The organism is Pseudomonas sp. GW823-FHT05G12, from assembly GCF_058795575.1.
In genome coordinates this window covers 5,866,158-5,891,847 of sequence record NZ_CM179501.1, presented here as the reverse complement: position 1 = coordinate 5,891,847, position 25,690 = coordinate 5,866,158, and the positions used below count along the sequence as shown (strand labels likewise).

Genomic DNA, 25,690 nt, shown 5'->3' with positions numbered 1-25,690 from the left:
GGCCCTTTCGCGGCTAAAACCGCTTCTACGCGGTCCCCGTAGGAGCGGCTTTAGCCGCGAAGAGGCCGTCAAACCTGCAACTGCTCGCCAATCCATTCCACCAGCGCCCGCACCTTTGGCACCTCCGCCGCATGCTCGGCATACGCCAGGTAATGCGCCCCGGCACTGCGCATCGCATGGTTCCACGGCACCACCAGGCTACCGTCGGCCAGTTCCTTCGCCGCCAGGTAGCGCGGCACCAGCGCTACCCCGCACCCGGCCTGTGCTGCGCTCAACGCCATATAGAACGTATCGAAGCGCGGCCCGTGGTAGGCGCTGACGCTCTGCAGGTCCTGCTCCAGGAACCACTCATGCCAGGCCTCCGGCCGCGAGGTGCTTTGCAGCAGCACCAGCTCGGCCAGCTCCTCGGCACCGGCCAGCTTGCGCCCGGCCAGCAGCTCTGGCGCACACACCGGCACCACCTCTTCGCGGAACAACTCCACGCAAGTGGCCCCCGGCCAAGTGCCCTGGCCATAGAAGAACACCACGTCAGCCGAGCCTTGCAGCAGGGCGAACGGCTCCATCTCGTTGCGAATGTCCAGGTGGATATTGCCGTGCCGTTTGCCAAAACCTTTCAGATGCGGGATCAACCAGCGCACGCCAAAACTCGGTTGAGTGGCTACCTTCAATATCTCGGTCTGCTCGCCGTAGGTGAGTACGTAGCGGCTGGACATGTCCACCTGGGTGAGGATTTTGTTGACCTCGGCCAGGTACAGGCTGCCGGCCGGGGTCAGCTGCAAGCGCCGGCGGATGCGCAGGAACAGGTGGTGGCGCAGCATGTCTTCCAGCTGCGCCACCTGCTTGCTGACCGCGCTCTGGGTCAGGTGCAGTTCTTCAGCGGCACGGGTAAAACTCAGATGGCGGGCTGCAGCTTCAAAGCACTGCAGGGCGGTCATGGAGGGTACCAGGCGTTTTGACATAGCGGTCTCTGCGGCTCAAATCATTACCTGACGGAATGATATGCGGAATAAAGGTCGTTTGTTGTACCTATGTGATCGGATTAATACTGATCCACATCATTTTTCCACCCCATCACCGATGTAGGAGATGCACAAATGGTTGCTGGATTGCTCGAGCGCCTTGGCGTTGCCGCCGAGGCTTACACCCAGGGCGACTACCCTGTTCACACGCCGATCGACGGCAGCCAGATCGCCTCGGTGAAACTGCTCGGCAAGGCCGAGACCATCGCCCGCATCGATCAGGCCCAGAGCGCCTTCGAAGCCTGGCGCAGTGTGCCTGCTCCGCGCCGTGGCGAACTGGTGCGCCTGTTCGGCGAAGTGCTGCGTGAGCACAAGGCCGACCTCGGCGAGTTGGTCTCGATCGAAGCCGGCAAGATCACCCAGGAAGGCCTGGGCGAAGTGCAGGAAATGATCGACATCTGCGACTTCGCCGTTGGCCTGTCGCGCCAGCTGTACGGCCTGACCATCGCTTCCGAGCGCCCGGGCCACCACATGCGTGAAACCTGGCACCCGCTGGGTGTGGTCGGCGTGATCAGCGCCTTCAACTTCCCGGTTGCCGTGTGGGCCTGGAACACCGCCCTGGCCCTGGTGGCCGGCAACTCGGTGGTATGGAAACCGTCCGAGAAGACTCCGCTGACCGCCCTGGCCTGCCAGGCGCTGTTCGAAAAAGCCCTGAAAGCCTTCGGCGATGCTCCGGCTGGCTTGGCACAACTGGTGATCGGCGGTCGTGAAGCTGGCGAAGCCATGGTCGACGACCCGCGCGTACCGCTGGTCAGCGCCACCGGCAGCACCCGCATGGGTCGCGAAGTCGGCCCACGCGTTGCTGCCCGCTTCGGCCGCAGCATCCTGGAACTGGGCGGCAACAACGCCATGATCCTGGCCCCGAGCGCCGACCTGGACCTGGCCGTGCGCGGCATCCTGTTCTCGGCTGTCGGCACTGCCGGCCAGCGTTGCACCACCCTGCGCCGCCTGATCGTGCACCGTTCGATCAAGGACGAAGTGGTTGCCCGCGTCAAAGCCGCCTACGGCAAAGTGCGCATCGGCGACCCACGTAAAGACAACCTGGTCGGCCCGCTGATCGACAAGCAGTCGTTCGACGCCATGCAGGGTGCACTGGCCAAGGCCCGCGACGAAGGTGGCCAGGTATTTGGTGGCGAGCGTCAGCTGGCCGACCAGTACCCGAACGCCTACTACGTTTCGCCAGCCATTGCTGAAATGCCGGCGCAAAGTGACGTGGTGCGCCACGAAACCTTCGCACCGATCCTGTACGTGCTGGCCTACGACGACTTCGAGGAGGCCCTGCGCCTGAACAACGAAGTGCCACAAGGCCTGTCGTCGTGCATTTTCACCACCGACATCCGTGAAGCCGAGCGCTTCCAGAGCGCCTCGGGCAGCGACTGCGGCATCGCCAACGTCAACATCGGTACCAGCGGCGCCGAGATTGGTGGTGCGTTTGGTGGCGAGAAGGAAACCGGCGGTGGCCGTGAGTCGGGCTCGGATGCCTGGAAAGGCTACATGCGTCGCCAGACCAACACCGTGAACTACTCGCGCGAGCTGCCACTGGCGCAGGGCATTGTGTTCGACTGATGGATTGATGCTGCATGGCCGGGGGCCTGGCCCCCGGTTCGCGGGTAGACCCGCTCCTACAGGGTTCGTCAAAGCGACACCGACCCCTGTAGGAGCGGGTTTACCCGCGAAAGGGCCGCCCTGCGGCCCCAACAAGAACAAATTGCTGGAGCCGGCCATGTCCGAACTGCGTCAACAATGCTTGTGGGAACACGTCAGCAAACCGACCGTCGCCGCCCAGGCCCTGGCCGGTGAGCACAAGGCCGATGTCTGTGTGATCGGCGGCGGCATTACCGGCCTGTCGGCGGCCATCCACCTGCTCGAACAGGGCAAGTCGGTGATCGTGCTGGAGGCCTGGAAGATCGGCCACGGTGGCTCCGGGCGCAACGTCGGCCTGGTCAACGCCGGCACGTGGATCCGCCCCGACGACGTCGAGGCCACCCTTGGCCAGAAGCAGGGCAGCCGCCTGAACAAGGTGCTTGGCGAAGCCCCGGCTGAAGTGTTCGCCATGATCGAGCGCCTCGGCATCGACTGCCAGGCCCAGCACAAAGGCACGCTGCACATGGCGCACAACGCCACCGGTATCGCCGACCTCGAAGCGCGTCACGAACAATGGCGCCGCCGAGGTGCCGACGTCGAGCTGCTGACCGGTGCCCAGTGCCAGGAATACTGCGGTACCGACAAGATTTCCGCTGCGCTGCTTGATCGCCGTGCCGGCACTATCAACCCCATGGGCTACACCCAGGGCCTGGCGGCTGCCGTGGCGCGCCTGGGCGGCAAAATTTTCCAGCAGTCTTCGGTCGAAGGCCTGGAGCGTGAAGGTGATGGCTGGCGGGTGAAGACCGCGCGTGGCGCTGTGCGCGCCGAAAAAGTGGTGATTTCCACCGGCGCCTACACCGAAGGCGACTGGAGCAACCTGCAGAAGCAGTTCTTCCGCGGTTATTACTATCAGGTAGCCTCCAAACCGCTGCAGGGCATCGCAGCCGACAAGGTACTGCCACATGGCCAAGGTTCGTGGGACACCCGCACCGTGCTTAGCAGCATCCGCCGCGACGATCAGGGCCGCCTGCTGCTCGGCAGCCTGGGCCGGGTCGACAACAAGCCAGCCTGGTTCGTGCGCAGCTGGGCCGATCGCATCCAGAGCCACTATTACCCGGAGCTGGGCAAGGTCGAGTGGGAAATGCACTGGACTGGCTGCATCGACTTCACCCCTGATCACCTGATGCGCCTGTTCGAGCCAGCGCCTGGGTTGGTGGCGGTGACTGGGTACAACGGGCGCGGTAACACAACCGGCACCGTGATCGGGCGTGCGTTTGCCGAGTTCCTGCTCAAGGGCGAGGCGGACAGCCTGCCGATTCCGTTTTCGCCGATGAGCGGTGTGAGCGCGCCTTCGCTGCGCACGGCGTTCTATGAGTCCGGTTTTTCGCTGTACCACGCGGGGCAGTGCCTGAGGGTTGTGTTGTAAGTACTGGCCTCTTCGCGGGTAAACCCGCTCCTACAGGTTCACCACAGCCCTCTCAGGCGGTGAACAACTTGTAGGAGCGGGTTTACCCGCGAAGAGGCCGGCACAGTCTCACTTGTGCAACCAACTCAGGAAGCCACCCTTCTTGATTGAAGCCGGCTTCTGCAACAACAACGACTCCCGGCTCTGCCGCCGGAACCGCTGCAATTTGCTCAACGCCGTCTGCACTTCGCCACGCTGCTGCAAACAGCTCTTCACCTGTTCCTTGTCGATCCGGTACAGCACGCAACTGGTCAGCGTGCGGAATTCGGCCAGCGAATCTTCTTCGTCGATGATCCCCTCGATCCCCAGCACCTCACCCGGCCCCATGCGCCCGGCTTCCAACAGTTTGTCTCCGTCGCGCACCGAGGCCGATACCACACCGCTGCCAATCACCAGCAGATGATCGGAATGCTCGCCCACCCCCAGGATCACCTGGTCCGCCAGGTACTCGACTGCAGTCATGCGCTGGCTCAACGCATCGCGCTCTTCGTCACTCAGCGAGCGGAACACTCGCACCTCATCCAGCACCTCGCGCTGGCGGCTGCGCGGCGGCACGGCCAGGTCGACGTTCCACATCACCCCGCTGGCTTCCAGGTGCCGGTGCGCCAGGTCGAACAGCTGGTTACGTGCATCGCCCTTGGCGCCCGCATCGGCCACGAAGCCGCTGGCCTCGTACTCCACCGACTCCAGAGTCGAGGCCTTTACCGTCACCTTCGGCTTCGGGGTCGCAAGGATGGCACTGACGCCCTGCAAGGCTTTTTCCAGCGCATCGAACACACGCTTTGGCCGCACCTTGGCCGGGACCACCACGCTGATCGATACCCCGTGCACATCGGCCGGGCGACTGTGGTTGAGCAGCCGCGCCTTGGCCGCTACCGAGTTGGGGATCACCGCCAGGCTGCCGGTACCGGTCAGCAGGCGCGTGGCGCGCCAGTCGATATCCAGGACCTTGCCTTCGGTACCGTCGATGGAGATTGAGTCGCCAATCTGATAGGGCCGCGTGGTGTTCAGCACGATGCCGCTGAAGACGTCAGCCAGTGTGCTCTGCAGCGCCAGGCCGATGACGATGGCCATTACCCCGGAGGTGGCCAGCAGGCCCTTCACCGGCAGTTGCAGCACATAGCCTGCGGCCGCGACCACGGCGGCGAGAAAGATCAACGCCCCCAGCACATCCTGCAGCAAGCGCCCGCCATGGCTGCCACGGGCCACCAGCAACAGGCCGAATACCACGGTTACCGTGCGCGCACCGAACAGCCACCAGCCGATGGCCAATACCGTGGCCATCAGGTTGCGCGAGACATCGTCGGGCCACGGCGGTGGTTGCAGCGGGCTCATGCCAGCGGCCATCAGCACTGAGCTGAACAGCAGGAAGATCACCAGGCGCGCGCTGATGCGCCAGGCATGGCGCTGAATGGGGATCAGTTGCCAAAGCACGAGGTCGAGCAGGATCAGGGCGCAACCGAGCAACAACGGGGACGACTGGATGAACGCCAGCATGGTGATCTCGGGGGTGAGGAGAGGGCTGTGGGTAGTAATAGAGCAGGTTTGCCGGGCAGGCAATGCAAGCCTGTGCTGGCCCCTTCGCGACTTGCCCGTTCCCACAGGTAAAGCGCTGGTTTTGAATCTTGTGCGATCCCTGTGGGAGCGGGCGAGCCCGCGAAGAGGCCAGCAAAACCAACGCCAATCTATCGTTCCTAAAACAGAACGCTAAAGGCAAAAACCGCTATCTACCGCTCCAAAGGTGGTGGTTTTAATCTTCTCCCATCAACGCGAAACACCCAACTTACTGAACATCAAAACCCTTAGGAGCTACCCCCATGACCCACTTCAAATACAACCGCCTGAACAAAGACGACGCCGCCGTACTGCTGGTCGACCACCAGGCGGGCCTGCTGTCCCTGGTGCGCGACATCGAGCCGGACGCGTTCAAGAACAACGTGCTGGCCCTGGCCGACCTGGCCAAGTTCTTCAACCTGCCGACCATTCTTACCACCAGCTTCGAGCAAGGCCCCAACGGCCCACTGGTGCCAGAGCTGAAAGCCCTGTTCCCGGACGCCCCGTACATTGCCCGCCCTGGCCAGATCAACGCCTGGGACAACGAAGACTTCGTCAAGGCAGTGAAGGCCACTGGCAAGAAGCAACTGATCATCGCCGGCGTTGTGACTGAAGTGTGCGTAGCGTTCCCGGCCCTGTCGGCCCTGGAAGAAGAGTTCGACGTGTTCGTGGTCACTGATGCCTCCGGTACCTTCAACGCCATGACCCGCGACGCCGCCCACGACCGCATGAGCCAGGCAGGTGCGCAACTGATGACCTGGTTCGGCGTGGCCTGTGAGCTGCACCGCGACTGGCGCAACGACATCGAAGGCCTGGCCGCGCTGTGCTCCAACCACATCCCCGACTACCGCAACCTGATGACCAGCTACAACGCCTTCAACGCCAACAAGTAAGCCCAATCGCCGCGGGCACCGCCAAACGGTGCCCGCCCAGGGCAGCACACCTATCCAATCCAGCGCCCGTCCGCCGTTGCACAGTGGATGCGGGCAAGCTCATCCCAAGGAACGCCGATGAACACCGCACTCCATGACAACCGCGAAGTGGTGACCGTATGCCTGCAACACAAGGTGCTTGATGGCTCGCCGGGCACCCCGGCAGCGCAACCGCCGCGCTGGAAGCAGGCACTGCTGACCTACCTGGTGATCTGCCCGATGACCATGGTCATCCCGCAACTGCTGGCGCCGCTGTTTGCGCGCTTCCCGCAGCTGGGTGGCGTGATTATCGGCAACCTGATCGTCAACCTGTTCGTCATCCTGCCCGTGGTGTTCTACATCATGCCTTGGGTAACCCGCCGCTGCGCCAACTGGCTGCGCGGCTGAGCCGACGCCTTCATCTCGACACTTTCAAGGAGATACCGCTATGAGCACGTTCGTTACCCGCGATGGCACTTCGATCTATTTCAAGGACTGGGGCAGCGGCAAGCCCGTGCTGTTCAGCCACGGCTGGCCGCTGGATGCCGACATGTGGGATTCGCAGATGGAGTTCCTGGCCAGCCGCGGTTACCGCGCCATCGCCTTCGACCGCCGGGGTTTCGGCCGCTCGAGCCAGCCGTGGAACGGTTACGACTACGACACCTTCGCCGATGACATTGCCCAGCTGATCGAGCACCTCGACCTGCGCGACGTCACCCTGGTGGGCTTCTCGATGGGGGGCGGTGATGTCAGCCGCTACATCGCCCGCCACGGCAGCGAGCGGGTGGCCCGGCTGGTGTTGCTGGGCGCGGTGACGCCAGTGTTCGGCAAGCGTGACGATAATCCTGACGGTGTCGACCTGTCGGTGTTCGAGGGCATCCGGGCCGGCCTGCGTGCTGACCGCGCGCAGTTCCTCGCCGATTTCGCCACGCCGTTCTACGGCCTGAACCATGGGCAGCAGGTGTCCCAGGGTGTGCAGACGCAGACCCTGAACATTGCGCTGATGGCGTCCATCAAAGGCACCCTGGATTGTGTGACGGCCTTCTCGGAGACCGATTTCCGTCCCGACATGGCCAAGGTCGATGTGCCGACGTTGGTGATCCATGGCGATGACGACCAGATCGTGCCGTTCGAGACCACTGGCAAGCAGGCGGCGGAGCTGATTCGCGGTGCCGAGCTGAAGGTGTATGCCGGGGCGCCGCACGGGTTTGCGGTGACCCATGCGCAGCAGCTGAATGAGGACTTGCTGGCGTTCCTTCAGCGGTAATTGTGGGAAACATTCGCGGGTAAACCCGCCCCTACAGACGTTGTAGGAGCGGGTTTACCCGCGAAGAGGCCGGCCCAGGCAGCAAAAAGCTTGACCAGGGCTAACCTTCTTCAACCCACCGCACATCCATTCAAGCCCAGGCCTTGCATCAACCGGCATGCTTCGCAGTCCCCCTGCCGGCCCCTAGTCGGAGAAGCCCATGTCCCAGGATCGCAACGACAAGACCCGTCGCCAGTTCCTCGCCACCAGCACTGTGCTCGGTGCCGCTGGCGCGCTCTGGTCCGCATTGCCCTTCACCGGCCAAGCCGGTTCCGCTCACGCATCCAGCCAAGGAGGTTCCATGACCGCCGACCTGATTCTGTTCAACGGCAAACTGCACACCGTTGACCGCGAAAAGCCCACCGCGACCGCCGTCGCCATCAAGGACGGCCGCTTCATCGCCGTGGGCAGCGACGCCGAGGCCATGGCCTACAAGGGCGCCGCCACGCAAATCATCGACCTCAAGCAGCGCACGGTGATCCCGGGCCTCAATGACTCGCACCTGCACCTGATCCGCGGTGGCCTGAACTACAACCTCGAGCTGCGCTGGGAAGGGGTACCGTCGGTGGCCGATGCCCTGCGCATGCTCAAGGACCAGGCTGCGCGCACGCCAACCCCGCAGTGGGTGCGGGTAGTCGGTGGCTGGAACGAATTCCAGTTCGCCGAAAAACGCATGCCCACCCTGGAAGAAATCAACCAGGCTGCGCCCGATACCCCGGTATTCCTGTTGCACCTGTACGACCGCGCGTTGCTCAACCGCGCCGCGCTCAAGGCCGTCGGCTACACCAAGGAAACGCCGAACCCGCCGGGTGGCGAGATCCAGCGCGACAAGTTCGGTAACCCCACCGGCATGCTGATCGCCCGCCCGAACGCGATGATCCTCTACGCCACGCTGGCCAAGGGGCCTAAGCTGCCGCTGGAGTATCAGGTCAACTCCACTCGCCAGTTCATGCGTGAGCTCAACCGGCTGGGCCTGACCAGCGCCATCGACGCCGGTGGCGGCTACCAGAACTTCCCCGACGACTACTCCGTGATCCAGGAGCTGGCCGACAACGATCAGCTGACCGTACGCATCGCCTACAACCTGTTCACCCAGAAACCCAAGGAAGAACTGGACGACTTCAAGAAGTGGACCTCCAGCGTCAAGCTGCACAGCGGCACCGATTTCTTGCGCCACAATGGCGCGGGCGAAATGCTGGTGTTCTCTGCCGCCGACTTCGAGGACTTCCTCGAGCCGCGCCCGGACCTGCCGCAGACCATGGAAGAGGAACTGGAGCCGGTGGTGCGCCACCTGGTCGAGCAGCGCTGGCCATTCCGCCTGCACGCCACCTACAACGAATCGATCACGCGCATGCTCGACGTGTTCGAGAAGGTCAACCGCGACATTCCATTCAACGGCCTGCCCTGGTTCTTCGACCACGCCGAAACCATCACCCCGCAGAACATCGAGCGTGTGCGTGCGCTGGGCGGTGGTATTGCCATCCAGGACCGCATGGCCTTCCAGGGTGAGTACTTCGTCGACCGCTACGGCGCCAAGGCCGCCGAGCAGACCCCGCCGATCAAACGCATGCTCGAAATGGGCGTGCCGGTGGGCGCGGGTACCGATGCCACTCGGGTGTCCAGCTACAACCCATGGACCTCACTGTACTGGTTGGTCAGCGGCAAGACGGTCGGTGGCATGGAGCTGTACCCGGAAGGCCTGAGCCGTGACACCGCGCTGCAACTGTTCACCCAGGGCAGCGCCTGGTTCTCCAGTGAGCAAGGCAAGAAAGGCCAGATCAAGGTGGGCCAGCTGGCTGACCTGGCAGCATTGTCGCTGGACTTCTTCAGTGTCGATGAAGAAGCGATCAAGGGCATCGAGTCGGTGCTGACCATCGTTGATGGCAAGGTGGTGTACGGTGCTGGCGAGTTCGACAAGCTTGGCCCGCCGCAGGTGCCGGTGCTGCCAGAGTGGTCGCCGGTGACCAAGGTGCCGGGGCACTGGCGCGCTGGTACGCCATCGTTGGCAGCCGCCGTGCACCAGTGCTCGGGGCCGTGCGGGGTGCATGCACACAGCCATGACAAGGCGCGCAAATCGAGTGTCCCGGTCAATGACTTCCAGGGCTTCTGGGGGGCGCTGGGCTGTTCGTGCTTCGCTTTCTAAGGTGAGCTGATGTGAAGAACGGGGGGCCAATAACTGGCCCCTTTTTTGTGTTTTCAGTGCCGGCCCTTTCGCGGGTAAACCCGCTCCTACAACGGCCTGTTTCCAACGTCTGGTGTGTGTCTACCGCAGATCATGTGTAGGAGCGGGTTCACCCGCGAATGGGCCGTAAGGGCCGGCATCAATGGTGTGCCTTATGCTCCCCACCAGCCAATAGGTGCCGAATCCGCACCTCAACCCCATCGGTCTGCAGCATCCTGACCCGCGCCTCGATCTTCAGTTCACCACGGGTCACCCGGTGGTGATGCCGCAGATGCTCCAGCCACGATTCCTCGAAGAAGAACTCCAGCCACAATGCCGGATCAGCACTGTCCCGCATCAACCCCCACGACAATGCGCCATTGCGCTTGCGCATCGCTTCCAGCTCCCGCGCCGCCTGCTGGAAGGCCTCGGCCTTGGTGGGGGCGATGTGGTACTCGATGGTGACCATCACCGGTCCGGCGTCCTTGTCCATGTCATCGCTCAACACCGGCACCGGCCAATGCAGCGACGGCGTCAGCTCCTCTGCTTCGGTTTCCGGCAGCGCCACCTTGCAGGTCAGCAAGGTACCCAGCGCCAGGCCGCCTGCGGCCACCAGCAGGCTGAAGGTGAGCGTTGCATGGCTGGCCAGCGTGCCCCACAGCAGGCCACCACAGGCCATGGCGCCGAAGAAAATCAGAATGTATACCGACAAAGCCCGCGCCCTTACCCAGGCTGGCACCGAAGTCTGTGCAGCCACCTGCAGGTTGGACAGCACCGCGATCCACGCCGCGCCGCTGAGCAGCATCGCTGGCAGCAGCGCATAGAAATTGCGCACCAACGCCAGGGCCAGCAGGAACAGGGCATACAGCAGGCTGGCCAGTAACACCAGGCGGTCACGGCTGATGCGCTCACGCAGGCGCGGCAGCAAGGTGGCGCCCGCCACTGCGCCAATACCGATGGCCGCCAGCAGCAGGCCGAAGTCCGCTGCAGTGCCGTGCATCTCGCCACGCACGATCAGTGGCAGCAGCGAAGTGCCGGCGCTGGCGCAGAAAAAGAACGCCAACGCGCGTAGCATCACGGCCTGCAAAGGCTTGGCACTGCGGGCAAAGCGCAACCCGGTGCGCATGGCGCCAACGAAGCGTTCGGCGGGCAGCAGTGGTTCCTTCACCTCGCGCTTCCACAGGAACAACACCAGGATCACACCCGCGAACGAGATGGCATTCAGGGCAAAGGTCAGCCACGGGCCGACCATGCTCACCACCACCCCCGCCAGTGCCGGGCCGATGGCCCGTGACACGTTGATGCCGACACTGGAGAGCGCCACCGCGTTGGCCAGGTCCTCCTTGCCCACCAGTTCCGGTGTCAGTGCGCTCCACGCCGGCATCATCAGCGCTGTACCAATGCCCAGTGCCAGGGTCAGCACCAGCAGCAAGGTGACGTTCATCATCCCGAGCAGGGTCAGGGCCGCCAGCACGACCGCTACGCAAGACATCCACAGCTGCACCAGCAACAGGTAGCGGCGTTTGTCGACGATGTCCGCCGCTGCGCCCGCCGGCAGGGCCAGGAAGAACATCGGCAACGAGCCGGCTACCTGGATCAACGCCACGTGCAGCGGGCTGGCCGACAGCGTGGTCATCAGCCAGCCGGCGCCCACCTCGTGCATCCAGGTGCCGATGTTGGAGGCGATGGTGGCGATCCACAGCATGCGGAAGGTGGTGTTACGCAACGGGCTCCAGGCACCTGAAGGTGATGTGCTCATGTCAGAAGCTGCCTTTGAGTGGGTATTCGATGATCAGGTAGATGCGGTCGATATCATCGCCCGCCTGGGCCTGGTTGGCGCGGTGGCTGACGTGGGAGAGCGACAGGCTCAGGTCCCTGGCAGCCCCCGACTGCACCACGTATTTCAGGTCGATGTCGCGTTCCCAGTGCTTGCCGCCGTCGCCGTACTGGTTCACATAGGCGCCGCCCGCAGGCGCATGGCTGCCGTCGATGCCGCGGCCGCTGACATAGCGGCCCATCAGGCTCAGGCCAGGTGCGCCGAGGGTGGCGAAATTCAGGTCATAGCGCAGTTGCCACGAGTGCTCGCCAGGGCCGTTGAAGTCGGCGTACTTGATCGCGTTGGCCAGATAGATGGAGTCGCCGCCGACGAAGTCGAACGGGGTGTCGCCCTCGACCTTCTGGTAGGCCACGCTCAGCGCCTGGGCGCCGAAGCTGTACTTGGCCAGCAGGCTATAGGCGAGGGTGTCGATCGCCCCGGCGCTGGCGTTGCCGGTGTCGCGGGTTTTGTACAGGTTGCCGTCCAGGCGCCAGTTGCCTTGGGCCAGGTTCAGGTTGAGGTAGGCCTGGCGCCAGGTGTTTTCCAGTTGCCCGGCATACAGTGCGGCGCCGAACGGCCCGTTGGGTGCGAAGGTGGCACCGGCCAGGCTGATGGCCCGGTTGTGGGTGGTCGCGCCGTAGCCACTGAAGTCGTCGTGGGTGGAGCTGTTGTCCTGGTTGTTGAAGGCAGTGAAACGCCCGGCCTGCACGCGCCAGTCGGGCTGGTCGGTGTTTTCCACCCACCAGCCGGTGGCGTATTCCGGGTGCAGGCGTTTGTCACCGGTGTCGAATACCGGGGTTTCCACCATCATCTCGCCATAGCGCAGTTGGGTGTTGCCTAACTGCATTTTGAGCGCGGCACCGGCACTGGAGTACTCGGGCTCGGCGCGGCTGTCGCTGTCGCGTGGCAGCAGGCCGGTGCCGCTGTGGCCGCGGCCGCCGTCGAGCTTGAGGCCAAGAAAGCCATGGGCATCGATGCCGACGCCGACAGTGCCTTCGGTGAAACCGGAACGCACCTCGCCGATGAAGCCTTGGGCCCATTCCTGGCGGTAGTTCTGGCCGCTGCCGGAGGGCGAGCGGAAGTCACTGTGCAGGAAATAGTTGCGGCTGAGCAGCGACCAGCCGGGCGCTTCGGCGTGGCTCAGCGCCGGCCAGAGGGCGAGGGTGGCGAGCAGGGCGCGGCCTGGTCCGTGTGTGGCGCGGATCATGGGGAGCTCCGGGGGATGATCCGGGACTGTGGAGCAAGGATAGGCCAGGGGTCTTGTAAGGGTGTGCTGGGGGATCGGTTTACCTATGCCGGCCTTTTCGCGGGTGCGCCCGTTCCCACGGGTTTGCCACTGGCCCCGAGCCTTGTGCAATACCTATGGGAGCGGGCATGCCCGCGAAGAGGCCGGCTCAGCCAGCCAGGCACTCAAGCCATGTCGCTGATGGCGAACTCCTCAGCCAGATGATCGATCAGCGCTCGCACCGAAGGCAGCAACCCACGTCGCGATGGGAAGATCGCATGCACGATGCCGCAACGCGGGTGCCAGTCCGGAATCAGCTCAACCAGACGTCCCGCCGCCAGGTCCTCACGCACCGCCACCCGCGGCAAGTGTGCAATCCCCACTCCGGCTACCACGAAGTGGCGCAAGGCAAACAGGTCATCAGTCACCATGCGTGGTGTATGCGGGATGACGATGCTGCGGCTGTTGTCCTCACCCTGGAACAGTTCCCACTGGTACTCGCGCTGTGCACTGCCCCAATGCACGCTGGGTAGTGTGCCCAGCAGCTGTGGGTCAAACCCTTTGGGCAGTTGCGCCAGGTATTGAGGCTGGCCGACCAGGCACTGGGTGCTGTTGCTCAGCACCTTCATCACCATGTCAGTGTTCTCCAGCGGCGGAAAGCGCACCCGCAGAGCAATATCGAAGCCCTCGTGCAACAGGTCGACACGGCGGTTGGTACTTTCGATGAACAGCTCCACCTGCGGGTACTTGAGCATGTAGCGGGTCAGCATCGGCCCGACCCAGGAGTTGAGCAGGGTGGTCGGGCAACTGATGCGCACCAGGCCGCGCGGTTCGCTGCGGTTGCGCTCGATGATTTCCGCTGCGCCCTCGGCCTCCACGCGCATGGCCAGGCAGCGGTTGTAATAGGCCTGGCCGATTTCGGTCAGCGAGCAGTGGCGGCTGGTGCGGTTCAACAGTCGCACACCCAGGCGGTCTTCAAGGTCGGCGATTCGCCGGCTGAGCTTCGACTTGGGCATGTCCAGCGCCCGCCCGGCCGGGGCGAAGCCGCCATGTTCGACGACCTGGGTGAAGTAGTAGAGGGAGTTGAGGTCTTCCAATGGTCGGTCTCCGGGTATTTGGTTGCCTGTGCCGGCCTCTTCGCTTGTAGGAGCGGCTTTAGCCGCGAAGAGGCCGGCACAGCCCCCTACAAATCCATCGTTCATAAATCAGAACGCTAAAGCCAGATTCTGCTAACTACCGCCGCAAAGGTGATGATTTTAATCTGTGCCCATCAACGCGAAACACCCCGGATTGCTGAAAAATTCATAACCCTTAGGAGCACAGACCATGAGCAAATTCACCTACAACCGCCTGAACAAAGACGACGCTGCCGTACTGCTGGTCGACCACCAGGCTGGCCTGCTGTCCCTGGTGCGCGATATCGAGCCGGACAAGTTCAAGAACAACGTGCTGGCGCTGGCTGACCTGGCCAAGTTCTTCAACCTGCCGACCATCCTCACCACCAGCTTCGAGCAAGGCCCCAACGGCCCGCTGGTGCCGGAACTGAAAGCCCTGTTCCCGAACGCGCCGTACATTGCCCGCCCTGGCCAGATCAACGCCTGGGACAACGAAGACTTCGTCAAGGCCGTGAAAGCCACTGGCAAGAAGCAACTGATCATCGCCGGCGTTGTGACTGAAGTGTGCGTAGCTTTCCCGGCCCTGTCTGCCCTGGAAGAAGAGTTTGACGTGTTCGTGGTGACCGATGCTTCCGGCACCTTCAACGAAATGACCCGTGATGCCGCGCATGACCGCATGAGTCAGGCGGGCGCCCAACTGATGACCTGGTTCGGCGTGGCCTGCGAGCTGCACCGCGACTGGCGCAACGATGTCGAAGGGCTGGCTGCACTCTGCTCCAACCACATTCCGGATTATCGCAACCTGATGACCAGCTATAACGCGCTGACTGCGGGTAAGTAATCAACCATCAGCAACGCGCACAAAGGCCGGCTCTCTCTATAGGGAGCCGGCCTTTTTTGTTTGCTGTACCGGCCTCTTCGCGGGCAAGCCCGGTCCCACAGGGATCGCGCAAGATTCAACGCCAGTGCAGTACCTGTGGGAGCGGGCATGCCCGCGAAAGGGCCGGTGCAGGCGACTCAGTTCATGGGCTGTGACTCAATCCCATCCAGCAATGCCTCAACCAACCCTTCTGCCATTTCGAGTGCGTTCAGGTTGCTCCAGAACAGGCTCTTGCCTGTGTCATCCAGATGCTCCAAGGCTTTGTAGCCACAGTCGTAGGCACCGCGCAGGTATTGGGCGACATGCACCAGGGCATCGTGGGCGGAAACGCCTGGGTTTACGGTGAACAATGGGGGATGGCCGGCATCGCAGCGGCTGAAAGAGCGTTGTGTGGTGTTGGGGAGGGGTGGATCGGGGACAATCTTTTTCATAGCCAAACTCCGATAGAGGTTGGCCGGCACCATCCGTTTCCACGCGAAGGGTGGCGGCTGCACGCGGGGTGGAAAGCCGGGCTATCGGAACCCCGGCAGGCCATTCGGCCTCCCGCGCGCAGCTGCCATGACAACTGCCATTCCGATTACCTGCCGGGTTTCCACACCCGATCGCTGAACCGACAGCGACCTGGTCAGCCTAGAGAGCTGGCCTTCCCCGGACAATCAGACGGGCGTCGACACGGTGTGTAGGATAATTCCTTGGGATTGGCGTGAACGTAGGAAATGGTTCGCGGGGAAGTAGGACCCAGCTGAGAATTAGACGATTTGTGATGGTTTTTGTGAGTTCGCGTAATGGCGGCGAGGTGATCGTCAGGAAATTGCATGATGGCTTCCAGGTGCCTGGCGATAGTTTTTGGGCGCCCGTGAGATCGAGCGCCGCCCGCGCGGCGCTTCGCGGGTAAACCCGCTCCTACGTCTGTTTCGGGCCAGTTATTCCTGTGGGACGCGCACGCGAGCCCCCTGGCGCACGCCTCGATATCGCGTCGTACAAACAAGGCGGTCGCGCGCGCCTGGCACAGGAGGGACTGGCCCGAAACAGCGTAGGAGCGGGTTTACCCGCGAAGCGCCGCGCGGGCGGCGCTCGATCTCACAGGCACTACAACCCTCGAGGCATGCGCCAAAAGGCCTCAGTCCGCATCCGAATCAAACAACCGCTCCAGCTCCACCCGCGCCTCCTTGGCCGTCTGCATCACCTTGGCCCGGTCATCACGCACTTGCCCCTGGGCCTCCAGCACCTCTTCGTCATGTTGGGTAAACCGTGCAATGCGGTCCGCCGCCTGTTCATCGCTCAGGCCCAATCCCACCAGTGCCCGGCGGGTCATTTCCAGGCTGGAGTAAAACGTCTCGCGAATCGGCTCGGCGCCCACATCCGCCAGTTTGTGCACATGCTGGCGGTTGCGCGCCCGGGCCAGCACCTTCAGGTGTGGGTACAGGCGCTTCACCCGTGCGGCGGTATGAATGGCGGCTTCAGGGTCATCAATGGTGATGATGAAATACTCCGCTTCACCCACCTTGGCGGCGTGCAACACCTCCGGGCGCAGCGGGTCGCCGTAGAACACCGGTACCTGTTCGAACATGCGGGTCATCTCGATGGTGTCCACCGAGGTTTCCAGGGCAATGAACGGGATCTTCTGCGCCCGCAGGATGCGCGCGACGATCTGGCCCATGCGGCCCATGCCGACGATCACCACCCGCGGCGTATCAGTCTGGATCTGCTTGTACTGCTCGGGCACTTCACGCGCCGGCTGCGGGCGCTTGAGGACGCGGGCGCAACCCAGCATCAGCAGCGGGGTGATGGCCATCGACAGGGTAATGGTCATCAGCAGCAGGTCGTAGGTCTGGGTATCGAACAGGCCTTGGTCCTTGCCCAGCTTGAACACCACGAAGGCGAACTCGCCACCGGCCGCCAATACCATGCCCAGGCGCAGGGCGCTGGCGCTGTTCAGGCCACCGACCAGGCGGCCGACGCCTATCAGCAACAGCAGCTTAACGGCCACCAGCAACAGGGTCAGGCCCAGCACCACCAGCGGCATTTCCAGTAACAGGTGCAGGTTGGCGCCCATGCCCACGCTGATGAAGAACAGCCCCAGCAGCAGGCCCTTGAAGGGTTCGATCTGCGATTCCAGCTCGTGACGGTATTCCGAGTCGGCCAGCAGCAGGCCGGCGAGGAAAGCGCCAAGGGCCATGGAGATACCCGCTTCTTCCATCAGCCAGGCGGTGCCGATCACCACCAGCAGTGCGGTGGCAGTAGACACTTCCGGCAGGCCGGTGCGAGCCACGGTGCGGAACACCGGGCGCAACAGGTAGCGACCGCCGATGATCACCACGGCGATGCTGGCGAATACCTTCAGGCCGTGTTGCAGGCTGTCGCCTTGGCTGGTGTCCGGGCCAGTGGCGGCCAGCAGCGGTACCAAGGCGATCAGCGGAATCGCGGCGATATCCTGGAACAACAGGATGGCGAACGCCAGACGGCCGTGCGGTGCATTGAGCTGCTTGCTCTCGGCCAGGCTCTGCAGGCCAAGGGCGGTGGACGAAAGCGCCAGGCCCAGACCGAGCACGATGGCTGCTGGTAGCGTCTGGCTGAAGCCGAACAGGGCGATGGCGCCGATTACTGCGCCGGTCAGCACCACTTGGGCAGTGCCGACACCAAACACCGACTTGCGCATCAGCCACAAGCGTTTGGGCGACAGTTCCAGCCCGATGATGAACAGCAGCAAGACCACGCCCAGTTCGGAAATGTGCGCCACGCTTTCTGTGTCGCGGATCAGGCCAAGTGCTTGCGGGCCGATGACCACACCGGCGAGCAGGTAGCCGAGCACGGCACCCAGTTGCAGGCGCTTGGCCAGGGGGACGGCGAGGACGGCGGCAAGCAGGAAGATCACCGCGGTTTGCAGAAGGCTGCCTTCGTGTGGCATTGGCTCTTACTCCATGAGCTGCCGGGGCAGCGTTCGAACAGTTTGACGGCCAATTCTGAGAGGTAGGGTGGCGTCAGACAATCATCTCACGGGAAGAAACATTGTCCTGTTCAGGGTGACAATCGGTGCCGGCGCTTACCTGGGCTCAAGGCCTGTGCTATCTCTGTGGGTGCGGGCGCGCCCGCGAAGAAGGCAGCGCTAATCCGACTGTTCACCGCCACCAAACTGTGCCCGATACTGCGCCGGCGTCATGCCAATTCGCTCAAAGAATACCTTGCGCATGTGTCGGTCACTGCCAAACCCGCACTGCGCCGCCACCACCTTCATCGGCAGGTCACCGCATTCGAGCAGCTTGCGTGCACGATCGATGCGCGCATTCTGCAGGTACTGCAGCGGCGTAATGCCCACCTCGCGCAGAAATGTCCGGGCAAAGTTACGCCCGCTCATGGCCACCAGTTCGGCCATTTTCTGCACGGTGAACGCCTGCTCGATGTGATCGACGATATAAGCTTGCACCCGGGCAATCGGCGAGTCATCGCGCGGTACCGCAGCCAGCAGCGGCCCGTAGGGTGTCTGCCCGCCCTGACGGTGGCGGGCAACCAGCAGTACCTTGGCTACTTCCAGGGCCAGCGCCTTGCCATGGTCCTCGGCGACCACCGCCAGTGCCAGGTCGATCCCTGCAGTGATACCGCCCGAGGTGATCAGGCAGCGGTCCATCACGTAAATCTGCTCGGTCTCCACCTTGGCTTCGGGAAACGCCTGTGCCAGGCGCTCCACGTAGTTCCAGTGGGTGGTGCAGCGATAGCCATTCAGTAACCCGGCCCGCCCCAGCAGGAACACCCCGGTGCAGATGGCACCGAAGCGCTTTGCCTGGCGCACGGCCTTGGGCAGCCAGCGCTCGATCCCTGGCAGGGCGATGTCATAGGCCCCAGGGCCGCCCGGCACCAGCAATAGGTCGACGGCCTCCGGCAAGTCTTCCAGGCGCCGGTCGGCCACTACCTTCAGGCCGCATGAGCCGCGTACCACTGCTTGCCCCTCGGCCAAGGTCAGCAGCCGATATTGCCGTGCTGCAGGCAAGAACCGGTTGGCGATGGCGAATGCATCCATGGGACCGGTGACATCCAGCAGTAGCACATCATTGAACAGCACCATGGCCACGGTGCGGTGGGCGGGTTTTTCCTGCATACCTCTTTCGCCTTGAATGCCGGCCGCGGGTAGCGGCCAGAAGCTGAATACGAAACGCATCTTAAGGTATCGGCAAAACGCCCAGGGCCAGCAGCACACAATTAACAACAATTCAGGTTTGGCTCAGGACTTCGTCATGTGCCGGGGGCGAGACTTTCCGTATTGAACAGGAGAGTCGCCATGTACCCTGGGACGCCCGAAGCGCCGCTGCAAACCCCCGGCGCACTCACGCCCGCGCGGCTGCGCCGGGCCAAGGAGCTGATGTTGCATAGCCCGTTGTCGATCATCGAGATCGCCGCGGTATGCAACCTTACCCGCAGCCATTTTTCCCGCGCCTTCAAAGTCAACACCGGCCTTTCGCCGCAGGCCTGGCGCCTGCTGGCGCGCATGGAAAAGGCCAAGCGCTTGCTTGCCACCGAGGCGCCTATCACCCACGTGAGCCTGGAATGCGGCTTTTGTGACCAGGCCCATTTCACCCGTGCTTTCAGCCGCCTGGTCGGCCAGCCACCCAAGGCCTGGCGGCAGGCGCAGACACTTTCTTAAGCCAAAGCTATCCACCGGTATAACCCCTGCGGACAGTGCCGGCCCGTTATCCCAACCCAAGGAGTCACCCCATGAGCCAACCCGATTACAAGCGCCTGAACAAAGACGACGCCGTGGTGCTGCTGGTCGACCACCAGACCGGTCTGATCTCGCTGGTGCAGGATTTTTCGCCCAACGAATTCAAGAACAACGTGCTGGCCTTGGGCGACCTGGCCAAGTTCTTTGGTCTGCCGACCATCCTCACCACCAGCTTCGAGCAAGGCCCGAATGGCCCGCTGGTGCCCGAGCTGAAAGAGATGTTCCCGGATGCGCCGTACATTGCCCGTCCCGGCCAGATCAACGCCTGGGACAACGAAGACTTCGTCAAGGCAATCAAGGCCACGGGCCGCAAGCAACTGATCATCGCCGGTGTGGTGACCGATGTGTGCGTGGCCTTCCCGACCCTGTCGGCGCTGGCGGAAGGTTTTGAAGTGTTCGTGGTGACCGATGCCTCGGGCACCTTCAACGAAACCGTGCAGCAAGCGGCTTGGGTACGCATGACCCAGGCGGGTGCGCAGATGATGAACTGGTTCTCGGTGGCCTGCGAACTGCACCGCGACTGGCGCAACGACATCGAAGGGCTGGGTAACCTGCTGTCGCAGCGTATCCCCAACTACCGCAACCTGATGAACAGCTACGCAGCGCTGGCCTCGCGTTGATGTAAACCTGTACTGGCCTCTTCGCGGGTAAACCCGCTCCTACAGCCGCGCCGACCGTAGGAGCGGGTTTACCCGCGAAGAGGCCGGCACAGGCTATGCGTGATTCAAAGGCAGACTGACACGAATCCGGCATCCACCCAACTGCGACACCAGCGCCTGCAGCTGCCCGCCGTGGGCCTGAGCGACCGAACTGCAGATTGCCAAGCCCATCCCCATGCCACCGGTCTTGGTGGTATGAAACGCATCGAATACGCGCTCACGCTCGTCCGCCGCGATCCCCGGCCCGTTGTCGTCCACGCAGATCTCCACCTCGTCCTCGACTACCGCCGACGTAATCTTCAGCACCCCGTCACAGCGATACCCCGCCAACGCTTCCAGGGCATTGGTAATCAGGTTGAACACCAACTGCTGCAACTGCACCGGGTCGGCTGTCACGCACACCCCGGCCTTCAACCGTGTCTGCACATCCACCTTGCCCTTGGCGGCGTCGGCCGAGGTCAGGCGCACCACCTCGCGGATCAACTCGTCCAGCTTCACCGCCTTGAGTTGCATGGGTGACTGCTTGGCCAGGGACCGCAGCGCCCGCACGATGTTGCCGGCCCGTTCGCTGTCGTTGCGGATGTCTTCCAGGCCGGCAATCGCTTCTTCCAGGTCGGGTTTGGCGCGTTTCAGCCAGCGCAGGCTGGCCGCGGCATTGGAGGCGATGCCCAGGAGCGGCTGGCTGATCTCGTGGGCGATGGACGCTGACAGCTCATTCATCGCCTGCAAGTGCGCACTGCGCGCCAGTTCCGCACGCGAGCGGCGCAACTCAGCCTCCATCTGGGTGCGGATCTGGTTTTCCTCGGCCAGGCGCGTGTAGAACTTGGCCGTTTGTAGCGACACGGCTGCCTGCGAGGCGAGGATTTCCAGCATGGCCAGGCGCTGACTGCCGAACAGGTTCGGCACGAGGCGGTTTTCCAGGTACACCAGGCCGATCAGCACGCCCTGGATAACCAGCGGCAGGCACAGCACCGAGCGGGCGTTGCGCGCCTGCAGCTGTTGGCGGAAGGCCTCCGGGCACTCACTGAGGGCATCGTTGAGCACCAGCGGTTTGCGGGTGCGCATGGTGGTGTTGATGACCGACAACGGTGCCTGGGTCATGAACTTCTGGCAGTTGTCCATGCTCACGTGCAGCCCGGCATCGTCGATGTAGGCCAGGGCGGCCATCTGGAATTCGGCGCCGCTCACAATCAGCAGCGCGCCATGGTCGGCACCGGAGTGCTGGGTCAGGTGGCCCATCAGGGTTTCGATCAGGCCTTCGAGCAGCACTTCCTCGGACAGCGCCCGCGCGGCTTCGATGCCGGCTTCGAGGTCCAGCCTGGCCTGGTGGGTGGCGCGATAGGTCTCCTGAATCGGCTGGGTGCGCAAAAACGGATGCAACGTCTCTAGCTGGTGCACCTTGCCGGTCGCGCCCCAGATGTGGAAGCAGTCGCGGGCAATGCGTAGGTGCAGGTTGGCGCCCGAGATCAGGCCGCTGGGGATGCACACCTCAGCCAGCTGTTCATGGGCCAGCGCCTGCTCGTGGATGAAGCCGGCAGCGGTGGCGGCGATTTGCGCCTGGTCGAAGCAGCGGATCGCGGCCAGGCCGTCGCCTTCGAGCTTGGCGATGACGCCCTCGATCAGCAACTGCTTGCTGCGGAAGGTGGCCGGGTTGAAGCCGTCCCAGCGGCTGAAGCGCTCGCGCAGGGCCTGCAGCTCGCGCAGCTTGTCGACAAGGCTGCCGTGGGCCTCGGGGCTGCCCAGGGCCAGGCCGCGGAACAGGTGATAGTCGGCCAGGTTGATGTGCGCGGGTGCGGCCCAGGTATTGTCGCCGGCCAATGCCAGGTCGCGCATGGCCTTCGGGATATTGCCCATGTAGAAGGCGCACATGGCGGCGAACAGGTGTTGGAAGAACCGCGTGGTGGGCGACTTCGAGGCGGTGGCCGGGGCGGGGCAGGGCGTGCCGCTCAGGTTGGCGACGAACGCTTGCTGGGCCAGCAGGATCTGCTCGATATCGCCGTAGCCGTGACGACGCACAGTGGCCAGGCCTTGCGCCACTTCCTCGACCACGTCCGGCAGGTAGCGGCCCATGAACAGCGAATCTGAAACCAGGTGGTTGCAGGCATAGCAGCTCATCGCCAGGTCACCGCTCAGGCGCGCCGAGTCGACCGCGTCCAGCGCGGTACGTCGGGCGAATTCCATGGGCGAGGTCCAGGCGCTGACCTGGTCCAGGGCCAGCAACGCGCTGGTCAGATCAGCGTCGAAACCGTGCCGTTCGATCAGCTTGAGCGCGGCCAGGCAACAGGCATGGCCATCATGGTAAGCGCCAAAACGCTCGGCAATCATCACGCCGTACCAGGCCATGCCGTAGGTGCTGCCCGGGGCAACGCCGTGCAGTAGCGACATCTCCATGAGCTTGGCCAGGTGCAGGAAGCAGATGTCGTCCTTCACGAAGAATGATGATGACAGAGTGGCCAGCAGGCTGATGGCAACCGTCACTTCCTCCGAATCGGTGCGCGGCAGTGACTCCAGGCAATGCCGGTCCTTCTGTTCGATCAACGCCTGCACATGGGCATGACTGGCCTCGACCTGTTGCCAGTCGAGGCCCCGCACCGGGCTGATGCCCAGCAAGTCCAGGCCGGCCAGGGCGCTGTCGATGGCCGCCTGATAGTCACCGCGCGAGGTGTACAGCAGTGCCTGCAGCCGGCACGCCCGCGCCTGGTCCAACACCGAGCGGGCACGCTGGCGGCATTCAGTGAGGCGGGCCTCGGCCGCGATCGTGCGTGACAGTTGCATGTCGCACTCCGTCGCCATGCAGGCGATGGCAAAGCCATGCGTGGCGCGGCTTTCCAGCGTGGCGCTGTGCTGCAGCAACTGCTCGGCGGTGTGCAGGTAGCCAGCGGCCTGCTCGAAGGTGCCGACGTCGCGTGCGCATGATGCGGCTTCGCGTAAAAGCTGCAGGAACGCTTCGCAGTCATCCGCTGCAAACCCGCAGGGGCTGGCGCGTTGTAGCTGGCTGGCGAGCTCGAACAACACCTCGTGCGTTCGCCCTGGCCAAGCCTGGCGCATGGCCAGGGCGATACGTGCATGCAGCGAGGCGCGCTGGTGCACGGGCGTGAGTGCATAAGCGGCCTCCATCACCCGGTCATGAGTGAAGCCCAAGCCGTTCTGGCCCGGTTGCAGGAAGCCAGCCCCAATCAAGGCTTTCAAGGGTTCGCCTGGCGGTTGGGCGAGCACTTGCCGAAGCAGGTGTTCATCGCAGTGGCTGCCCGCCGCGCTGACGACCCGCAACAGGTCGCGTTGCGGTGCCGGCAGGCGCTCCAGACGGTGGACCATCAGGTCGGCGACATTGTCGGAGTAGCAGTGCCGGGCCACGGCCTGCAGGCACCAAGACCAGCGCATGGCCTGGGTGTCGAAGATGAACAGCTGGTCTTCGACCATGGCCCTGAGGATCTGGTTGATGAAAAACGGGTTGCCCGCCGTCTTGCCATGCACCCGTTCGGCCAGTTGAAATGCGGCCTCGGGGGCAACATGGAAGCGCTCGCCAATCAGCTCGGCCACCGCCCCAACGGCCAGCGGCCGCAGGTTCAGCGTGGTGCTGCGCACCGCTGCGGGTATGGCCAGCGGTGCGCTGGTGGTGGGCGTATCGTTGCACCGAGTGAAAATCAGCAGCAGGTTGGCCGGCGCTTCAGCCAGCAGTTGGGCCAATAGTTGCCGGGTGGCGTCGTCGGCCCATTGCAGGTCGTCGAAGAACAGCACCAGCGGTTGGCCAGGCCGGCTGAAAACCTGCAGGAATTCAATGATCGCGTGCAGTTCCTTCTGCAACGCAAGGCGCGTGGGCTTGGCGGGTAATTGGGGCAGGGGGCCGAGAATCAGTTGCAGGTCCGGGGCCAGCTTGCCGAGCAGACGACCATGACTTTTGATGCGGCGCTGGATTTCGCGGCGCAGGGTGACGAGGTCCTGACTGTTCTTGGCCAGCAACTGGGTAGTCAGGGCACCGAGTATTTCGATCCAGGGCGTGTAGGGCACTGCTTGGGTGTGGCTGTTGCATTTGCCGACGGCCCAGTAACCTTCGGCGTTGGCCTTGAGAGCGGCTTCGACCAGGCTCGACTTGCCCATGCCAGCAGCGCCGTTGATGACCAGGGCTTGTGGTTTGCTATCGCGATGCAAGGCCTTGAGCAGCAGGGTGATAGCCTTTTGCTCGGCGCCGCGGCCAAACAGGCGCGCGTGGCCGGGCGCTACCGGGTCGGCGCAGCCTGGGGTGAAGGGCGCCATGGATTTGTGGGCGGCCCACTGCCGCTGGCAGTGAGCCAAGTCCACTGCAAGGGCGCGCGCGCTCTGGTAGCGGGCGTCCGGCTCTTTGGCCAAGGCCTTTGCCAGGACCAGGCTGAGGGGGGGCGGCACCTTGCTGTCCGCTTCGCTGGCCGCCCGCGGCTGCACACCAGCATGCAGCTGTCGCCAGTGCTGGGTGTCGCGCCCGGCCAGCGGCAGTTCGCCTACCAGTAACTGGTAGAGGATTGCCCCCAGGGCATAGATGTCACTGCGTCGGTCGCTGCTGCTACCGTGCGGGCAAACCTGCTCCGGCGCCAGGTAGGCCCAGTTGCCGAGCGGGGTGCCCTGTTCGCTGATCCGCTCTGCTGGGTCGGCACGAAAGAAGCCCAGGCGCACCCGCTGGTGGGCGCGCAGGTATACATGTTCAGGCTGCAATGTACCGTGCAGCACATTGCGTTCGTGCGCTTGCGCCAACGCATGGGCAGCGTTCACCGCGATGTCGAGAAACGGCTCCAGTGCAGCAGGGCCTTCAGCGATCAGGTCGGCGACTGAGCGCCCGGCCGGGTACACCAGCAACGGGCCTTCGGCCGAGCGCACGAACGCCGAGGGGATCACCGCCCACTGCGGGTCCAGTTGCAGGCGGTAGTCACGTTCCAGGCGCTGACAGGCGGAAGGAGCCTCGAGCGGCGCGCGCACGGCGATCCAGGCCTGATTTGTGGCTGGGTCGCGCAGGCGGAAATAGCTGAGTTCACCTTCCTGGCCCAGCGCGCTGATCTCGCACCGCTTCAGCCAGCCCTCGTCGATTGACTGGTCGTAATCGATGGGCCTGTGGGCAAGGCGTTCATCGAGCATAAAGCACCCCCGCTAGCGACATCCTGAGGCGCGAGTATACGCAGCGGGCCCAGCATGGATGCGGGTTACAGCCTGCTTGGCAGGAACGGGCACGCTGTTGTCCGTTATCGTCCCCTTGGGGCAGGCGGGCTTTTGTATAGTCCTTGGGCCAACCTATCCCTCGGGATAATTGTCTGAA

The 25,690-nt window shown here is 63.7% G+C and carries 18 protein-coding genes; 9 read left to right on the top strand and 9 right to left on the bottom strand.

Going from position 1 to position 25,690, the window contains the following annotated elements:
- Positions 1-68: 68 nt before the first annotated feature.
- Entirely contained in the window at positions 69-959 is an 891-nt protein-coding gene (locus AC3RCM_RS26760) for a LysR family transcriptional regulator (RefSeq protein WP_010955772.1), read from the bottom strand.
- A 135-nt stretch (positions 960-1,094) separates the two neighbouring features.
- Here AC3RCM_RS26760 and amaB point away from each other — a divergent pair, with 135 nt between their 5' ends.
- The gene (amaB, locus tag AC3RCM_RS26755) at positions 1,095-2,585 is read left to right on the top strand and encodes an L-piperidine-6-carboxylate dehydrogenase (protein ID WP_003253547.1); all 1,491 of its coding nucleotides are present in this window, start codon (positions 1,095-1,097) and stop codon (positions 2,583-2,585) included.
- 157 nt (positions 2,586-2,742) lie between these two features.
- A complete protein-coding gene (gene amaA / locus AC3RCM_RS26750) occupies positions 2,743-4,029 on the top strand; it encodes an L-pipecolate oxidase (RefSeq protein ID WP_014860498.1) in 1,287 nt (428 codons plus the stop codon).
- Positions 4,030-4,137: 108 nt separating this feature from the next.
- Here the strand turns inward: amaA and AC3RCM_RS26745 are convergent, their stop codons facing one another.
- Entirely contained in the window at positions 4,138-5,565 is a 1,428-nt protein-coding gene (locus AC3RCM_RS26745) for a mechanosensitive ion channel domain-containing protein (RefSeq protein ID WP_409314253.1), read from the bottom strand.
- 320 nt (positions 5,566-5,885) lie between these two features.
- On the opposite strand from AC3RCM_RS26745, the gene ycaC (AC3RCM_RS26740) reads away from it, so the two are divergent.
- From ycaC (AC3RCM_RS26740) to AC3RCM_RS26725, 4 genes are all read left to right on the top strand, one after another.
- On the top strand, positions 5,886-6,515 hold the full coding sequence (gene ycaC / locus AC3RCM_RS26740) for an isochorismate family cysteine hydrolase YcaC (RefSeq protein ID WP_003253552.1): 630 nt from the start codon (positions 5,886-5,888) through the stop codon (positions 6,513-6,515).
- A gap of 117 nt (positions 6,516-6,632) precedes the next feature.
- On the top strand, positions 6,633-6,941 hold the full coding sequence (locus AC3RCM_RS26735; RefSeq protein ID WP_409263509.1) for a putative antibiotic biosynthesis monooxygenase: 309 nt from the start codon (positions 6,633-6,635) through the stop codon (positions 6,939-6,941).
- A gap of 40 nt (positions 6,942-6,981) precedes the next feature.
- Positions 6,982-7,800: an alpha/beta fold hydrolase gene (locus AC3RCM_RS26730; RefSeq protein WP_492629281.1), complete on the top strand. Its 819-nt coding sequence runs from the start codon at positions 6,982-6,984 to the stop codon at positions 7,798-7,800.
- A gap of 199 nt (positions 7,801-7,999) precedes the next feature.
- Positions 8,000-9,982, top strand: a complete 1,983-nt coding sequence (locus AC3RCM_RS26725; protein ID WP_492629280.1) for an amidohydrolase — start codon at positions 8,000-8,002, stop codon at positions 9,980-9,982.
- 178 nt (positions 9,983-10,160) lie between these two features.
- Here AC3RCM_RS26725 and AC3RCM_RS26720 read toward each other — a convergent pair whose 3' ends face one another.
- The 3 genes from AC3RCM_RS26720 to AC3RCM_RS26710 form a co-directional block, all read right to left on the bottom strand.
- Entirely contained in the window at positions 10,161-11,759 is a 1,599-nt protein-coding gene (locus tag AC3RCM_RS26720; RefSeq protein WP_180689087.1) for an MFS transporter, read from the bottom strand.
- A 1-nt stretch (position 11,760) separates the two neighbouring features.
- A complete protein-coding gene (locus AC3RCM_RS26715; protein ID WP_492629279.1) occupies positions 11,761-13,023 on the bottom strand; it encodes an OprD family porin in 1,263 nt (420 codons plus the stop codon).
- 203 nt (positions 13,024-13,226) lie between these two features.
- A complete protein-coding gene (locus tag AC3RCM_RS26710) occupies positions 13,227-14,138 on the bottom strand; it encodes a LysR substrate-binding domain-containing protein (protein ID WP_010955764.1) in 912 nt (303 codons plus the stop codon).
- A gap of 229 nt (positions 14,139-14,367) precedes the next feature.
- On the opposite strand from AC3RCM_RS26710, the gene ycaC (AC3RCM_RS26705) reads away from it, so the two are divergent.
- Complete coding sequence (gene ycaC, locus AC3RCM_RS26705; protein WP_064491280.1) at positions 14,368-14,997, top strand: isochorismate family cysteine hydrolase YcaC; 630 nt, start codon at positions 14,368-14,370, stop codon at positions 14,995-14,997.
- 176 nt (positions 14,998-15,173) lie between these two features.
- On the opposite strand, the gene AC3RCM_RS26700 is transcribed toward ycaC (AC3RCM_RS26705), so the two are convergent.
- The 3 genes from AC3RCM_RS26700 to AC3RCM_RS26690 form a co-directional block, all read right to left on the bottom strand.
- A complete protein-coding gene (locus AC3RCM_RS26700; RefSeq protein WP_019437354.1) occupies positions 15,174-15,467 on the bottom strand; it encodes a hypothetical protein in 294 nt (97 codons plus the stop codon).
- A gap of 689 nt (positions 15,468-16,156) precedes the next feature.
- Positions 16,157-17,944, bottom strand: a complete 1,788-nt coding sequence (locus tag AC3RCM_RS26695) for a monovalent cation:proton antiporter-2 (CPA2) family protein (protein WP_492629278.1) — start codon at positions 17,942-17,944, stop codon at positions 16,157-16,159.
- 198 nt (positions 17,945-18,142) lie between these two features.
- Positions 18,143-19,129 (bottom strand): GlxA family transcriptional regulator, encoded by a 987-nt coding sequence (locus tag AC3RCM_RS26690; RefSeq protein ID WP_014592824.1) that lies wholly within the window; start codon positions 19,127-19,129, stop codon positions 18,143-18,145.
- Positions 19,130-19,309: 180 nt separating this feature from the next.
- Here AC3RCM_RS26690 and AC3RCM_RS26685 point away from each other — a divergent pair, with 180 nt between their 5' ends.
- Both AC3RCM_RS26685 and ycaC (AC3RCM_RS26680) read left to right on the top strand, forming a co-directional pair.
- Positions 19,310-19,672: a helix-turn-helix domain-containing protein gene (locus tag AC3RCM_RS26685; protein ID WP_020192890.1), complete on the top strand. Its 363-nt coding sequence runs from the start codon at positions 19,310-19,312 to the stop codon at positions 19,670-19,672.
- 71 nt (positions 19,673-19,743) lie between these two features.
- Positions 19,744-20,370: an isochorismate family cysteine hydrolase YcaC gene (ycaC, locus tag AC3RCM_RS26680; RefSeq protein WP_003253573.1), complete on the top strand. Its 627-nt coding sequence runs from the start codon at positions 19,744-19,746 to the stop codon at positions 20,368-20,370.
- Between the two features lie 93 nt (positions 20,371-20,463).
- On the opposite strand, the gene AC3RCM_RS26675 is transcribed toward ycaC (AC3RCM_RS26680), so the two are convergent.
- Positions 20,464-25,512, bottom strand: coding sequence for a trifunctional serine/threonine-protein kinase/ATP-binding protein/sensor histidine kinase (locus AC3RCM_RS26675; protein ID WP_064491277.1), 5,049 nt, complete (start codon positions 25,510-25,512; stop codon positions 20,464-20,466).
- Positions 25,513-25,690: the final 178 nt, after the last annotated feature.

Excerpts from the sequence above, each read along its gene's own strand:
- AC3RCM_RS26760 (WP_010955772.1), bottom strand. The coding sequence starts at position 959 with ATGTCAAAACGCCTGGTACCCTCCATGACCGCCCTGCAGTGCTTTGAA.
- amaB (WP_003253547.1), top strand. The coding sequence starts at position 1,095 with ATGGTTGCTGGATTGCTCGAGCGCCTTGGCGTTGCCGCCGAGGCTTAC.
- amaA (WP_014860498.1), top strand. The coding sequence starts at position 2,743 with ATGTCCGAACTGCGTCAACAATGCTTGTGGGAACACGTCAGCAAACCG.
- AC3RCM_RS26745 (WP_409314253.1), bottom strand. The coding sequence starts at position 5,565 with ATGCTGGCGTTCATCCAGTCGTCCCCGTTGTTGCTCGGTTGCGCCCTG.
- ycaC (WP_003253552.1), top strand. The coding sequence starts at position 5,886 with ATGACCCACTTCAAATACAACCGCCTGAACAAAGACGACGCCGCCGTA.
- AC3RCM_RS26735 (WP_409263509.1), top strand. The coding sequence starts at position 6,633 with ATGAACACCGCACTCCATGACAACCGCGAAGTGGTGACCGTATGCCTG.
- AC3RCM_RS26730 (WP_492629281.1), top strand. The coding sequence starts at position 6,982 with ATGAGCACGTTCGTTACCCGCGATGGCACTTCGATCTATTTCAAGGAC.
- AC3RCM_RS26725 (WP_492629280.1), top strand. The coding sequence starts at position 8,000 with ATGTCCCAGGATCGCAACGACAAGACCCGTCGCCAGTTCCTCGCCACC.
- AC3RCM_RS26720 (WP_180689087.1), bottom strand. The coding sequence starts at position 11,759 with ATGAGCACATCACCTTCAGGTGCCTGGAGCCCGTTGCGTAACACCACC.
- AC3RCM_RS26715 (WP_492629279.1), bottom strand. The coding sequence starts at position 13,023 with ATGATCCGCGCCACACACGGACCAGGCCGCGCCCTGCTCGCCACCCTC.
- ycaC (WP_064491280.1), top strand. The coding sequence starts at position 14,368 with ATGAGCAAATTCACCTACAACCGCCTGAACAAAGACGACGCTGCCGTA.
- AC3RCM_RS26700 (WP_019437354.1), bottom strand. The coding sequence starts at position 15,467 with ATGAAAAAGATTGTCCCCGATCCACCCCTCCCCAACACCACACAACGC.
- AC3RCM_RS26695 (WP_492629278.1), bottom strand. The coding sequence starts at position 17,944 with ATGCCACACGAAGGCAGCCTTCTGCAAACCGCGGTGATCTTCCTGCTT.
- AC3RCM_RS26690 (WP_014592824.1), bottom strand. The coding sequence starts at position 19,129 with ATGCAGGAAAAACCCGCCCACCGCACCGTGGCCATGGTGCTGTTCAAT.
- AC3RCM_RS26685 (WP_020192890.1), top strand. The coding sequence starts at position 19,310 with ATGTACCCTGGGACGCCCGAAGCGCCGCTGCAAACCCCCGGCGCACTC.
- ycaC (WP_003253573.1), top strand. The coding sequence starts at position 19,744 with ATGAGCCAACCCGATTACAAGCGCCTGAACAAAGACGACGCCGTGGTG.
- AC3RCM_RS26675 (WP_064491277.1), bottom strand. The coding sequence starts at position 25,512 with ATGCTCGATGAACGCCTTGCCCACAGGCCCATCGATTACGACCAGTCA.